Below are 14,559 nucleotides of genomic sequence, written 5' to 3'. Positions count from 1 at the left end.
TCAGAAGTGAAACGCCGTAGCGCCGATGGTAGTGTGGGGTCTCCCCATGTGAGAGTAGGGAACTGCCAGGCATCAATCAAGAAGAACCCCGTACCGAAAGGTGCGGGGTTTTTTGCTTTGGATCTTGCACGTTCTCTCCTTGAAACTTTCTCACCTTTCACTTGCAGACTCGACATTCAGATCATTTCTGGTTATTGTTGGCTGTCTGGATGTCTAAACGTTTATACGTATGCTGTGAGGATATAAGGTTATGCCGATTCGGGTGCAGGACGAGCTACCAGCCGTCAATTTCTTACGTGAAGAAAATGTCTTTGTCATGACGGCTTCACGCGCTACAGGTCAGGAAATTCGCCCGCTGAAGGTGCTTATTCTCAATCTGATGCCAAAAAAGATCGAAACAGAAAACCAGTTTCTTCGTCTGCTTTCGAACTCCCCGCTGCAGGTTGATATCCAGCTGCTACGTATTGATGCCCGTGAGTCGCGGAATACACCTTCTGAGCATCTGAACAATTTCTACTGTAACTTCGATGACATCCGCGATGAAAACTTCGATGGACTGATTGTAACGGGAGCACCGCTGGGCCTGGTTGAATTCAATGATGTTGCCTACTGGCCACAGATAAAACAGGTGCTGGAGTGGGCAAAAGATCACGTCACCTCCACGCTCTTTGTCTGTTGGGCGGTACAGGCGGCACTGAATATCCTTTATGGCATTCCAAAGCAAACCCGCACTGAAAAGCTCTCTGGCGTATATGAACACCATATTTTGCATCCACACGCATTACTGACACGCGGATTTGATGACACTTTCCTTGCCCCTCACTCTCGCTATGCCGATTTCCCGGCACAGCTGATCCGCGATTACACCGATCTGGAGATCCTGGCTGAAACGGAAGACGGAGATGCCTACCTGTTTGCCAGCAAAGATAAGCGTATTGCTTTTGTCACCGGGCATCCCGAGTATGACCCAAACACCCTCGCGGCGGAGTTTTTCCGTGACGTCGAAGCGGGTCTGAATCCGGATGTTCCGTACAACTATTTCCCGAAAAACGATCCGCAAAACAAACCGAGAGCAACCTGGCGCAGCCACGGGAATTTGCTGTTTACGAACTGGCTCAACTATTACGTCTACCAAATTACACCATACGATCTGCGTCACATGAATCCGACGCTGGAGTAATCTTCTGCATTCAACGATCCTAAAGCGTTTCAGCTATTCAGATCAGGCACCTTCGGGTGCCTTTTTTATTTCCGAAATACCACTCACCGTGCAATAAAACTTTAATTTCAATTAAATCAATAAATTGCTATCAATAACAAATTAAAATGGAAATTGTTTTTGATTTTGGAAAAAATATAGATAGTCTTAATTCTGCTGAGCGAAAACTACCCAACGATCTTTCGTTCGCACTGGGGATGTGAATTTGGATCTTTGATGAGGAGCAGAGTGATGACTCAACAGGCAACGACGGTCGATGAACTGGCCTTTACCCAGCCGTATGGCGAGCAAGAACAGCAAGTTTTGACGGCGGAAGCGGTAGAATTTCTGACTGAGCTGGTGACGCGCTTTACACCACAGCGTAATAAGCTGCTGGCAGCGCGCATTCATCAGCAGCAGGAAATTGACGATGGCAAGTTGCCTGGTTTTATTTCGGAAACCGCTTCCATTCGCCGTGGCGAGTGGAAAATCCGTGGCATTCCCGAAGATTTACAGGATCGCCGCGTTGAGATCACAGGGCCGGTAGAGCGCAAAATGGTGATCAACGCCATGAACGCGAACGTTAAAGTCTTTATGGCTGATTTTGAAGATTCTCTGGCACCGGACTGGCGTAAGGTCATTGAGGGGCAGATCAATCTGCGCGACGCTGTTAACGGCACCATCAGCTACACCAACGAAGCCGGTAAAATTTATCAACTCAAACCAAACCCGGCGGTTCTGATCTGTCGTGTACGCGGGCTTCATCTGCCCGAAAAACATGTCACCTGGCGTGGTGAAGCCATTCCGGGCAGCCTGTTTGATTTTGCTCTCTATTTCTTCCACAACCACAAAAAGCTGCTGGCAAAAGGTAGCGGCCCTTACTTCTATTTGCCTAAAACCCAATCCTGGCAGGAAGCGGCTTGGTGGAGCGAGGTATTTAGTTATGCAGAAGATCGTTTCAACCTGCCGCGTGGCACCATCAAAGCCACGCTGCTGATTGAAACGCTGCCCGCCGTGTTCCAGATGAATGAAATTCTGCATGCCCTGCGCGATCACATTGTCGGCCTGAACTGCGGGCGCTGGGACTACATTTTCAGCTACATCAAGACCCTGAAGAATTATCCCGATCGCGTACTGCCGGATCGTCAGGTTGTCACCATGGATAAACCGTTCCTGAGCGCTTACTCGCGTCTGCTGATCAAAACCTGCCATAAGCGTGGTGCCTTTGCGATGGGCGGCATGGCAGCGTTTATTCCAAGCAAAGATGCGGAGCGTAATAGCCAGGTACTCAACAAGGTGAAAGCCGATAAAGAACTTGAAGCACGCAATGGTCATGACGGGACGTGGATCGCGCATCCGGGCCTGGCGGATACGGCAATGGAAGTCTTTAACCGCGTACTCGGGGACAATAAAAACCAGCTGTTTGTCACGCGCGAAGAGGATGCGCCAACAGCCGAAGAACAACTGCTGGCACCGTGTGCGGGTGAACGTACCGAAGAGGGTATGCGTGCCAATATCCGTGTCGCCGTACAGTACATTGAAGCGTGGATCTCCGGTAACGGCTGTGTGCCGATCTACGGCCTGATGGAAGATGCCGCGACGGCAGAGATCTCCCGTACTTCAATCTGGCAGTGGATCCACCATCAAAAAACGCTCAGCAACGGTAAACCGGTAACCAAATCCCTGTTCCGTCAGATGCTGGCTGAAGAGATGCGGGTGATCCAGGACGAGCTGGGTGAGCACCGCTTCAGCAGTGGACGTTTTGACGACGCTGCACGCCTGATGGAGCAAATCACCACATCAGATGACTTAATCGACTTCCTGACCCTGCCGGGCTACCGCTTCCTGGCGTAACTCACCACATAACAATATGGAGCATCTGCACATGAAAACCCGTACCCAACAAATCGAAGAGTTAAAGAAAGAGTGGACACAACCTCGCTGGGAAGGCATCCGCCGTCCGTACAGCGCGGAGGAAGTGGTGAAATTACGCGGCTCGGTCAATCCGGAATGCACGCTGGCGCAAAATGGCGCAGCGAAAATGTGGAAACTGCTGCACGGTGGTTCCAAAAAAGGTTATATCAACAGCCTTGGCGCGCTGACGGGCGGTCAGGCACTCCAGCAGGCTAAGGCGGGGATTGAAGCCATTTACCTGTCCGGCTGGCAGGTCGCGGCGGACGCCAACCTGGCCTCCAGCATGTACCCGGATCAGTCGCTCTATCCGGCGAACTCGGTGCCGTCGGTCGTGGATCGGATCAACAACACCTTCCGCCGAGCGGATCAGATCCAGTGGGCGGCAGGCATTGAGCCCAACGATCCGCGCTTTATTGATTACTTCCTGCCGATCGTTGCGGATGCGGAAGCGGGCTTCGGTGGCGTGCTGAACGCCTTCGAGCTGATGAAATCGATGATTGAGGCCGGTGCAGCGGCCGTTCACTTCGAAGACCAGCTGGCGTCAGTGAAGAAGTGCGGACATATGGGCGGCAAAGTACTGGTCCCGACTCAGGAGGCGATTCAGAAATTGGTTGCGGCGCGTCTGGCTGCGGACGTGCTCGGTGTGCCGACATTGGTCATTGCCCGTACTGATGCGGATGCAGCTGACCTGATCACCTCAGATTGCGACCCGTACGACAGCGAGTTCATTACCGGCGAACGTACCAGCGAAGGCTTCTATCGTACCCATGCGGGTATTGAGCAGGCGATCAGCCGTGGCCTGGCATATGCCCCGTATGCGGACCTGGTCTGGTGCGAAACCTCCACGCCGGATCTGGCTCTGGCAAAACGCTTTGCCGATGCTATTCACGCGAAGTACCCGGGCAAACTGCTGGCCTATAACTGCTCGCCGTCCTTCAACTGGCAGAAAAAGCTGGACGACAAAACGATCGCCAGTTTCCAGCAGCAGCTATCTGACATGGGCTACAAATACCAGTTCATTACCCTGGCGGGTATCCATAGCATGTGGTTCAACATGTTCGACCTGGCGCATGCCTATGCGCAGGGTGAGGGTATGAAGCACTACGTAGAGAAGGTGCAGCAGCCGGAATTTGCCGCGGGTAAAGACGGTTACACCTTCGTGTCTCACCAGCAGGAGGTGGGAACCGGCTATTTTGATAATGTGACCACGATTATTCAGGGCGGCACCTCCTCCGTCACCGCTTTGACGGGATCAACCGAAGAAGCACAGTTCTAAACTTTTCCCCCTCTCCCCCCTCGGGGAGAGGGTTGGGTGAGGGGGATATATGTCGCGTGGTCTGGAATTACTGATTGCCCAAACTATTCTGCAGGGCTTCGATGCCCAGTATGGCCGTTTTCTGGAAGTGACCTCCGGCGCGCAGCAGCGCTTCGAACATGCAGACTGGCATGCGGTTCAGCAGGCCATGAAGCAGCGTATCCATCTCTATGACCACCATGTGGGTCTGGTGGTGGAACAGTTGCGCTGTATCACTGACGGTAAAAGCCCAGACGCGGAATTTTTACTGCGCGTGAAAGAGCACTACACCCGTTTGTTACCCGATTACCCGCGCTTCGAGATTGCGGAGAGCTTCTTTAACTCCGTCTATTGTCGGTTATTTGACCACCGCTCATTATCTCCTGAGCGGTTATTTATTTTCAGCTCCCAGCCCGAGCGGCGTTTTCGTACTATTCCGCGTCCGCTGGCGAAAGATTTCTTTCCCGATCGCGGGTGGGAAAAGCTCCTGCACCGCGTGTTAACGGATTTGCCGCTGCGTTTACCCTGGGAGAATAAAACCCGGGATATCGGTTATATCCACGCGCATCTCACTGAAACCTTCGGCGAGGACGTTCTTGGGCACAGCCATTTGCAGGTCGCCAATGAACTGTTCTATCGCAATAAAGCCGCCTGGTTGGTGGGAAAACTGATTACGCCGACAGCCATCGTGCCGTTCCTGTTACCGATCCACCGTACCGACGACGGCGAACTGTTTGTCGATACCTGCCTGACTACCAGCGCGGAGGCCAGCATCGTGTTTGGCTTCGCCCGTTCCTACTTTATGGTCTATGCCCCGTTACCTGCCGCGCTCGTGGAATGGTTGCGCGAGATCCTGCCGGGTAAAACCACCGCCGAACTGTATATGGCGATTGGCTGTCAGAAGCATGCCAAAACGGAAAGCTATCGGGAGTATTTGCGCTATGTCACCACGGCGGATGAGCAGTTTATTGAAGCACCTGGCATTCGCGGTATGGTGATGCTGGTCTTTACGCTTCCGGGTTTTGACCGTGTCTTTAAGGTGATTAAAGACCGATTCGCACCGCAAAAAGAGATGACGGCTGCACATGTACGCGCCTGCTACCAACTGGTAAAAGAGCACGATCGCGTTGGACGCATGGCCGATACTCAGGAATTCGAAAACTTTGTGCTGGATAAGCAGCAGATCGATCCGGCGCTAATGGCGCTTTTAATGCAAGAAGCATCCGGTAAAGTCACCGATCTTGGTGATAAAATCGTGATTAGCCATCTCTACATTGAACGCCGTATGGTGCCGCTGAACATCTGGCTGGAGCAGTCCGAAGGTCAGGCGCTTCGCGATGCCATTGAGGAGTATGGCAATGCGATTCGCCAGCTCGCCGCTGCTAATATTTTCCCGGGTGATATGCTGTTTAAGAACTTTGGTGTTACCCGTCACGGACGCGTCGTGTTCTACGATTACGATGAAATTTGCTACATGACCGAGGTGAATTTCCGCGACATCCCGCAGCCCCGCTATCCGGAAGATGAACTCTCCGGTGAACCGTGGTACAGCGTCTCGCCGGGCGATGTGTTTCCGGAGGAGTTCCGTCACTGGCTGTGCGCTGACCCGCGAATTGGACCATTATTCGAAGAGATGCACGACGATCTGTTCCACGCCAGCTACTGGCGTGGATTGCAAACGCGAATTAAGAATGGGCATGTGGAAGATGTATACGCCTATCGTCGTAAGCAGCGGTTTTGCGTGCGGTTTAACGAATCCCACCATACGCCAGCGTCACCTCTTTCGCCGCCTTAATCACCAGCGCACCCAGTTCGGTCACGCGATCATCGGTCATGCGTGAAATCGGCCCGGAGATGGAGATGGCGGCAAACGGCTCGCGGTGTTCGTCAAAGATACAGGCTGCAATGCAGCGCAGGCCCAGAGCATGTTCCTCGTCATCAAACGAATAGCCGCGTTTGCGGGTCAGAGCCAGATCCTCTTTAAGATGCACCGGCGAAACCAGCGTCGCGTGGGTGTAGGCGTGCAACCCTTTACGGTGCAATAGCCCCGTCACCTGCTCTTCGCTCAGTTGTGACAGAAACGCTTTCCCCGCCCCGGAGGCGTGCATAGGGAGCTTGCCGCCAATGGGGGCCGACATACGCATCAGCTGCGTACACTGTACCTGGTCGATGATGATCGCCTGATGGTCGCTCTGGTCGAGTACCGCCAGGTTTACCGTCTCGCCGGAATCTTCCATCAGCTTGCGCAGGATCGGGTGCACAATCGCCAGCAGATTACGGCTTTGCAGGAAGCTGCTGCCGACGATAAACGCATGCGCGCCTACAGCCCAGTGTCCCAGCTCACCCACCTGACGGACAAAGCCCAGTTGCTGCATGGTGGTCAGTAGTCGATGTGTTGTGGAGTTCGGCAGGCCAGCCTGCTGGGCCAGCTCCGTCAGGGCCACGCTGTTATGCGACTCGGCTATCCACTCCAGCAGCTTCAAACCGCGCGTGAGCGATTGAACCTGTCCGCCCTGTTGTGCGGCGGTGGTAGCAGCAGGTTTTCTGCCGCGTTTAGCGGGAACGGTCGCGACCATGACGATCTCCTTTTTCTGTATCGTGGAAATCATTTTCGTTTTATTTGGTGAATTTGCAACCGTTATCCTGACTGATCGGAGGAGTGATAGTGAACATGTCTCATGTTACCCCTGTGTGACTTTTCCACCCTGCGAGATTATGCCAGTATGGAATGCAGCCTTTTGGCCTTGTTGAGCGTTGTCGGGAGCAAGTGTGAGCAGCAAAGTAGAGCAACTGCGTGCGCAGTTAAATGAACGAATTCTGGTGCTGGACGGCGGCATGGGCACCATGATCCAGGGCTATCGTCTGAGCGAAGACGATTTCCGCGGCGAGCGCTTTGCCGACTGGCCATGCGATCTGAAGGGTAACAACGACCTGCTGGTGCTGAGCAAGCCGCAAGTCATTACCGATATCCACAACGCGTACTTCGAAGCGGGTGCAGATATCGTTGAAACCAACACCTTCAACTCGACAACCATCGCCATGGCGGATTACCAGATGGAATCCCTGTCGGCGGAGATCAACTTTGAAGCCGCGAAGCTGGCGCGCGCCTGTGCCGACGAGTGGACGGCCCGCACGCCGGACAAGCCGCGCTACGTGGCCGGGGTGCTTGGCCCTACCAACCGCACCGCGTCGATTTCACCGGACGTGAACGACCCGGCGTTTCGTAACATCACCTTTGACCAGCTGGTCGCGGCCTACCGCGAATCGACCAAAGCGCTGGTGGAAGGCGGTTCCGATCTGATCCTGATTGAAACCGTGTTCGATACCCTCAACGCCAAAGCCGCGATTTACGCGGTGAAAGAGGAGTTCGAGGCGCTGGGCGTTGACCTGCCGATCATGATTTCCGGCACCATTACCGACGCCTCCGGCCGTACCTTATCCGGCCAGACAACCGAAGCCTTTTATAACTCACTGCGCCACGCCGAAGCGCTCTCCTTCGGCCTGAACTGCGCACTGGGGCCAGATGAATTGCGTCAGTATGTGCAGGAACTCTCACGTATTGCGGAATGTTACGTCACCGCCCACCCGAACGCCGGTCTGCCGAACGCGTTTGGTGAATACGATCTCGATGCCAACATCATGGCGGCGCAAATCCGCGAGTGGGCCGAGTCTGGTTTCCTGAACATCGTCGGTGGTTGCTGCGGCACGACGCCTGAGCATATCGCGGCCATGAGCAATGCAGTGGCCGGGCTGCCGCCGCGAAAATTACCTGAGCTGCCTGTTGCCTGTCGACTCTCCGGCCTTGAGCCGTTGACCATCGGTGACGACAGCCTGTTTGTGAACGTGGGTGAGCGTACTAACGTCACCGGTTCAGCAAAGTTCAAACGTCTGATTAAAGAAGAGAAGTACAGCGAAGCGCTGGACGTCGCCCGCCAGCAGGTTGAGAGCGGTGCTCAAATTATTGATATCAACATGGATGAGGGGATGCTCGACGCCGAAGCGGCGATGGTGCGTTTCCTCAACCTGATTGCCGGTGAACCGGACATCGCCCGCGTGCCGATCATGATTGACTCCTCTAAGTGGGAAGTCATCGAGAAAGGGCTGAAATGCATTCAGGGTAAAGGCATCGTTAACTCCATCTCGATGAAAGAAGGCGTTGATATCTTTATCCATCACGCGAAGCTGGTACGCCGTTACGGCGCGGCCGTGGTGGTCATGGCCTTTGATGAAGTGGGCCAGGCAGACACCCGCGAGCGCAAGATTGAGATTTGCCGCCGCGCGTACAAAATTTTGACCGAAGAGGTAGGCTTCCCGCCGGAAGACATCATCTTTGACCCGAACATTTTCGCAGTGGCGACCGGGATTGAGGAGCACAACAACTACGCCCAGGACTTTATCGGCGCGTGTGAAGACATCAAACGCGAGCTGCCACATGCGTTGATCTCCGGTGGTGTATCGAACGTATCGTTCTCGTTCCGTGGTAACGACCCGGTGCGTGAAGCTATCCACGCTGTATTCCTCTACTACGCCATCCGTAACGGGATGGATATGGGGATCGTTAACGCCGGACAGCTCGCGATTTACGACGACCTACCGGCAGAACTGCGCGACGCGGTAGAAGATGTGATCCTGAACCGTCGTGACGATGCTACCGAGCGGATGCTGGATCTGGCGGAGAAATATCGTGGCAGTAAATCGGATGAAGCAGCCAACGTTCAGCAGGCCGAGTGGCGTTCCTGGGATGTGAAAAAGCGTCTGGAATATTCGCTGGTGAAAGGTATTACCGAGTTTATCGAACAGGATACCGAAGAAGCGCGTCTTCAGTCCGCACGTCCGATTGAAGTGATCGAAGGGCCACTGATGGACGGCATGAACGTGGTTGGCGATCTGTTCGGTGAGGGCAAAATGTTCCTGCCGCAGGTAGTGAAATCCGCTCGCGTGATGAAGCAGGCGGTGGCCTACCTTGAACCGTTTATCGAAGCCAGCAAAGAGAAAGGCTCCAGCAACGGGAAAATGGTTATCGCCACCGTGAAAGGCGATGTTCACGACATCGGCAAGAATATCGTTGGTGTGGTGCTGCAGTGTAATAACTACGAGATTATCGATCTTGGCGTGATGGTACCTGCGGACAAAATCCTTAAAACCGCACGTGAAGTGAATGCCGACCTGATTGGCCTCTCCGGGCTGATCACCCCGTCGCTTGACGAGATGGTCAACGTGGCGAAAGAGATGGAGCGTCAGGGCTTTACCATTCCGCTGCTGATTGGCGGGGCGACCACCTCAAAAGCGCACACGGCGGTGAAAATCGAGCAGAACTATAGTGGCCCAACGGTCTACGTGCAAAATGCCTCGCGAACGGTAGGCGTGGTGTCCGCGCTGCTCTCTGACACCCAGCGCGACGAGTTTGTTACGCGCACCCGCAAAGAGTACGAAACCGTCCGTATTCAGCATGGTCGCAAGAAACCGCGCACACCGCCTGTCACGTTGCAGGCGGCCCGCGATAACGATCTGGCGTTTGACTGGTCGAGCTATACGCCACCTGTCGCGCATCGTCTGGGCGTGCAGGATGTAACTGCCAGCATCGAGACGCTGCGCAACTACATCGACTGGACGCCGTTCTTTATGACCTGGTCGCTGGCGGGCAAATATCCGCGCATCCTCGAAGACGAAGTAGTCGGTGAAGAAGCACAGCGCCTGTTTAAAGATGCCAACGAAATGCTCGACAAACTGAGTGCGGAGAAAACCCTCAACCCGCGTGGCGTGGTGGGGCTGTTCCCGGCGAACCGCGTGGGCGATGATGTTGAAATTTATCGCGATGAAACCCGCACTCATGTACTGGCAGTGAGCCATCATCTGCGTCAGCAAACCGAGAAAGTGGGTTTCGCGAACTACTGTCTGGCCGATTTCGTTGCACCGAAGCTCTCCGGTAAAGCCGATTACATCGGCGCTTTTGCTGTGACCGGCGGTCTGGAAGAAGATGCCCTTGCGGATGCGTTCGAAGCGCAGCACGATGATTACAACAAAATCATGGTCAAAGCGATTGCCGACCGTCTGGCGGAAGCCTTCGCCGAGTACCTGCACGAGCGCGTACGTAAGGTACTTTGGGGCTACGCGGCCAATGAGAACCTCAGCAACGAGGAACTGATCCGCGAAAACTATCAGGGGATTCGTCCGGCACCTGGCTACCCGGCCTGTCCGGAACACACCGAAAAGGGCACTATCTGGAAGCTGCTGGATGTTGAAGCGCATACAGGGATGAAACTCACCGAGTCGTTCGCCATGTGGCCAGGGGCATCCGTTTCCGGCTGGTATTTCAGCCATCCTGACAGCAAGTACTTCGCTGTGGCGCAGCTGCAACGCGATCAGATCGAAGATTACGCCCTGCGCAAAGGTATGAGTGTCTCTGAAGTGGAACGCTGGCTGGCACCGAATTTAGGCTACGACGCGGACTGACGTCACTTTTCCTTACAACAAACAGGGCGCTCATTGGGCGCCCTGTCTCTTTATGACGTTTAAACCCTTATACTGAACCAAAGGAAAACGAATAACGATAAGGAGGAACATCTTCCGTGCTGACTCTGTTACATCTGCTCTCCGCAGTCGCACTGCTGGTATGGGGCACCCATATTGTCCGTACCGGCGTGATGCGCGTATTTGGTGCCCGTTTACGTACCGTTCTCAGCAGCAGCGTTGAGAAGAAACCGCTCGCCTTCTGTGCGGGTATTGGCGTGACGGCACTGGTTCAGAGCAGCAACGCCACGACTCTGCTTGTCACCTCGTTTGTGGCGCAAGATCTGGTGGCGCTGGCCCCGGCGCTGGTGATTGTACTGGGTGCTGATGTAGGTACCGCGTTGATGGCGCGTATCCTGACCTTTGATCTTTCCTGGCTGTCGCCGTTGCTGCTTTTTATTGGCGTCATCTTCTTCCTCGGCCGCAAACAAACGCGAGCCGGACAGCTCGGACGCGTAGGGATTGGCCTGGGGCTTATCCTGCTGGCGCTGGAACTGATTGTGCAGGCGGTTACTCCCATTACCGAGGCTAATGGTGTTCAGGTCATCTTCGCTTCGCTGACCGGCGACATCATGCTGGACGCGCTTATCGGTGCAGTGTTTGCCATCGTCAGTTACTCGAGTCTGGCTGCGGTACTGCTGACAGCAACACTCACCGCTGCAGGGGTGATCTCCTTCCCGGTCGCGTTATGTCTGGTGATCGGGGCTAACCTCGGTTCTGGCCTGCTGGCGATGCTCAACAACAGTGCCGCTAATGCTGCCGCCCGCCGCGTAGCCCTCGGCAGCTTGCTGTTTAAGTTGGTGGGCAGCCTGATTATCCTGCCCTTTATCCACCCGCTGGCGAACCTGATGGACAACCTTCCTCTGCCGAAGGCGGAGCTGGTGATCTATTTCCACGTGTTCTATAACCTGGTGCGCTGCCTGGCGATGGTGCCTTTTGCTGAGCCGATGGCCCGTTTCTGTGAACGACTTATTCAGGATGAACCGGAGCTGGATGCGCGTCTGAAACCGAAGCATCTGGATACGTCCGCGCTGGATACCCCGGCGCTGGCACTGGCGAATGCCGCTCGTGAGACGCTGCGTATAGGCGATGCGATGGAAACCATGCTCGAAGGGCTACAAAAGGTGATGCACGGTGAGCCACGTGAAGAGAAAGAGCTGCGCAGACTGGCGGACGATATCAACGTGCTTTATACCGCCATCAAGCTCTATCTGGCGCGCATTCCGCAGGATGAACTGGCGGAGGAGGAGTCCCGCCGCTGGGCGGAAATTATCGAGATGTCGCTTAACCTGGAACAGGCCTCAGATATTGTTGAGCGTATGGGGAGTGAAATTGCCGATAAATCGCTGGCTGCGCGTCGGGCGTTCTCTATTGAAGGCTTGAAAGAACTCGAAGCACTGCATGAACAGCTTCTCAGTAACCTGAAGCTGGCGATGCTGGTCTTCTTCTCAAGCGACGTGCCGAGCGCACGCCGTTTGCGCCGTAACAAGCATCGTTTCCGCATCCTCAACCGCCGCTATTCACACGCCCACGTTGAGCGTCTACACCAGCAGAATGTGCAGAGTATCGAAACCAGCTCTCTACACCTGGGACTGCTGGGGGATATGAAACGCCTTAACTCGTTGTTCTGTGCGGTAGCGTACAGCGTGATGGAACAGCCGGATGAAGACGACGAGCGGGACGAGTATTAATCTCTGAAAGCGCCTCGCAAAACTGTTTTGCGAGGCGTGACACCTTATAAAGCGCCATTTACTCTTCAGACCTTACATTTTTAAGGGAATAGAAAATGCTCGTTTATTACGCTACACTTCGCCAATTCATGCGCATTCCGATGGGGGCTCTCATGCGCACTACTCAAGGCATTAAAAAATCAGTTAATGTGTCGTTAGCACCAGAAATTCTTGAAGAGGCGCGACGGCTTAAACTTAATCTATCCGCTGTACTCACGGCTGCACTGCAGGAGCAGTTTCGTGCGCATCAGCGCGCCGAGTGGTTAGCAGAAAACAAAGCTTCTATTGAGGCCATTAACCAGTGGGTTGATGAAAACGGCTCTTTTAGTGACTTTCAGAGGTCGTTCTGATGGAGCAATATTTTGCTTATGAGAATGAAGGTAAGGGGAAAACTACCTATCCCTGGTTAATCAATATGCAGCATCCCGTGGCCAACGTGATGAAGCATGTCCTGGTCGCCCCCGCAGTTGAACTTAGCCACCTGGGAGACATTCAACCGCCTGCGAAAGTATGCCCTGTCGTTGAGATAGCGGGTAAGCCTTGCGTGGTCATGATGCACATGATGGCAGGCATATCGCCAAAAGAGTTAGGCGAACGTGTCGCCGATCTTACGCAAAACCGTACTTCATTACGGGATGCACTCGATTTTTTGATCAACGGTTACTAACACTTTTTTGTCAGCCGCAAGGTAAGGTATATTTCGCCCTTCACAGGAGAAACTATGCTGCCAACTCAATCAACCCGATTAAACAAATACATTAGCGAGAGCGGGATCTGCTCACGTCGCGAGGCTGACCGTTACATTGAACAGGGTAATGTGTTCCTCAACGGCAAACGCGCCACCATTGGCGACCAGGTCGTCCCTGGTGATGTGGTTAAAGTGAATGGTCAGGTCATCGAACCCCGCGATGCCGAAGACCTGGTGTTTATCGCGTTGAATAAACCGGTTGGTATCGTCAGTACCACGGAAGATGGCGAGCGGGACAACATCGTTGATTTCGTGAACCACAGCAGCCGTATCTTCCCGATTGGTCGACTGGATAAAGACTCCCAGGGGCTGATTTTCCTCACCAACCACGGCGACCTGGTGAACAAAATTCTACGCGCCGGAAACGACCATGAGAAAGAGTACATCGTCACGGTGAATAAGCCTGTGACGGATGAGTTTATCCGTGGGATGGGGGCGGGCGTGCCAATTCTGGGCACCGTTACGAAGAAGTGTAAGGTGAAGAAAGAAGCACCGTTCGCGTTTCGCATTACGCTGGTCCAGGGTTTAAACCGCCAGATCCGCCGTATGTGTGAGCATTTCGGTTATGAAGTGACGAAGCTGGAACGCACGCGCATCATGAACGTCAGCTTATCCGGGATCCCGCTGGGTGAATGGCGTGATTTAACGGATGATGAGTTGATCGAGCTGTTCAAACTTATTGAGAATTCTTCATCCGAAGCAAAGCCGAAGGCCAAAGCTAAACCTAAAACCCAGGCGATTAAGCGCCCGGTGGTGAAGGCGCCGCAAGCGGAAGAGAAGGGACGAGGCAAACCGGCCAACGGGAAACGCTTTACCCAGCCTGGCCGTAAAAAGAAAGGGCGCTAATCAGCGCCTTCCACGAGTCGATGTGTTGGCAGACCACGAGAAGGTCGCCTCCGCATCGGGTTTATAAGCCTGCTGCTTTTTCAGTTTGCGGGCTTTTTTCGCCTCAGCCTCACGCTGTGTCATCAATTTATCGATGTACTCTTTTTTAACCTGATTCGTTTCGGCGTTCGTCAGCGTACGGCCATGTGCGATACGGGCGCGGTCAAGAAGCGTTTTCAGTTCGCGCTGCTCGGCTTCCGTCATGTCTTTCTGGGTCAGTCGTGGTGTAGCCATTGCTGAAGCCTCCTGATGGGGAGGCTTCAGTGTAAAGCAAGCAGCG

General features: G+C 54.1%; 11 protein-coding genes. 9 read left to right on the top strand and 2 right to left on the bottom strand.

What is annotated here, in order from left to right; genetic code table 11:
• Positions 1-250 precede the first annotated feature (250 nt).
• The 4 genes from metA (at position 251) to aceK (ending at position 6,201) form a co-directional block, all read left to right on the top strand.
• Positions 251-1,180, top strand: coding sequence for a homoserine O-acetyltransferase MetA (gene metA, locus V6E55_RS14645; protein WP_028017990.1), 930 nt, complete (start codon positions 251-253; stop codon positions 1,178-1,180).
• 270 nt (positions 1,181-1,450) lie between these two features.
• Positions 1,451-3,052 (top strand): malate synthase A, encoded by a 1,602-nt coding sequence (aceB, locus tag V6E55_RS14640; RefSeq protein WP_114979583.1) that lies wholly within the window; start codon positions 1,451-1,453, stop codon positions 3,050-3,052.
• Positions 3,053-3,083: 31 nt separating this feature from the next.
• Complete coding sequence (aceA, locus tag V6E55_RS14635) at positions 3,084-4,388, top strand: isocitrate lyase (protein WP_028017988.1); 1,305 nt, start codon at positions 3,084-3,086, stop codon at positions 4,386-4,388.
• Between the two features lie 49 nt (positions 4,389-4,437).
• Positions 4,438-6,201: a bifunctional isocitrate dehydrogenase kinase/phosphatase gene (gene aceK / locus V6E55_RS14630; RefSeq protein WP_316943187.1), complete on the top strand. Its 1,764-nt coding sequence runs from the start codon at positions 4,438-4,440 to the stop codon at positions 6,199-6,201.
• Here aceK and iclR read toward each other — a convergent pair.
• The gene (iclR, locus tag V6E55_RS14625) at positions 6,155-6,982 is read right to left on the bottom strand and encodes a glyoxylate bypass operon transcriptional repressor IclR (protein WP_075204663.1); all 828 of its coding nucleotides are present in this window, start codon (positions 6,980-6,982) and stop codon (positions 6,155-6,157) included. The two genes, aceK and iclR, sit on opposite strands and share 47 nt — an antisense overlap.
• Before the next feature lie 193 nt (positions 6,983-7,175).
• Here iclR and metH point away from each other — a divergent pair, with 193 nt between their 5' ends.
• The 5 genes from metH (at position 7,176) to rluF (ending at position 14,240) form a co-directional block, all read left to right on the top strand.
• On the top strand, positions 7,176-10,859 hold the full coding sequence (gene metH / locus V6E55_RS14620; protein WP_316943186.1) for a methionine synthase: 3,684 nt from the start codon (positions 7,176-7,178) through the stop codon (positions 10,857-10,859).
• 116 nt (positions 10,860-10,975) lie between these two features.
• On the top strand, positions 10,976-12,607 hold the full coding sequence (locus V6E55_RS14615) for a Na/Pi cotransporter family protein (RefSeq protein ID WP_316943185.1): 1,632 nt from the start codon (positions 10,976-10,978) through the stop codon (positions 12,605-12,607).
• Between the two features lie 95 nt (positions 12,608-12,702).
• Complete coding sequence (locus V6E55_RS14610; RefSeq protein WP_236920999.1) at positions 12,703-12,996, top strand: type II toxin-antitoxin system CcdA family antitoxin; 294 nt, start codon at positions 12,703-12,705, stop codon at positions 12,994-12,996.
• Complete coding sequence (locus tag V6E55_RS14605; RefSeq protein ID WP_316943184.1) at positions 12,996-13,313, top strand: CcdB family protein; 318 nt, start codon at positions 12,996-12,998, stop codon at positions 13,311-13,313. Before V6E55_RS14610 ends, V6E55_RS14605 begins: the two co-directional genes overlap by 1 nt.
• Positions 13,314-13,367: 54 nt before the next feature.
• The gene (rluF, locus tag V6E55_RS14600; RefSeq protein WP_114979577.1) at positions 13,368-14,240 is read left to right on the top strand and encodes a 23S rRNA pseudouridine(2604) synthase RluF; all 873 of its coding nucleotides are present in this window, start codon (positions 13,368-13,370) and stop codon (positions 14,238-14,240) included.
• Here rluF and V6E55_RS14595 read toward each other — a convergent pair whose 3' ends face one another.
• A complete protein-coding gene (locus tag V6E55_RS14595) occupies positions 14,241-14,513 on the bottom strand; it encodes a DUF3811 domain-containing protein (protein ID WP_028017981.1) in 273 nt (90 codons plus the stop codon).
• Positions 14,514-14,559: the final 46 nt, after the last annotated feature.

Source organism: Enterobacter sp. 342 (assembly GCF_036663495.1).
Classification (GTDB): domain Bacteria; phylum Pseudomonadota; class Gammaproteobacteria; order Enterobacterales; family Enterobacteriaceae; genus Enterobacter.
This window is presented reverse-complemented; position numbering and strand designations above follow the sequence as displayed.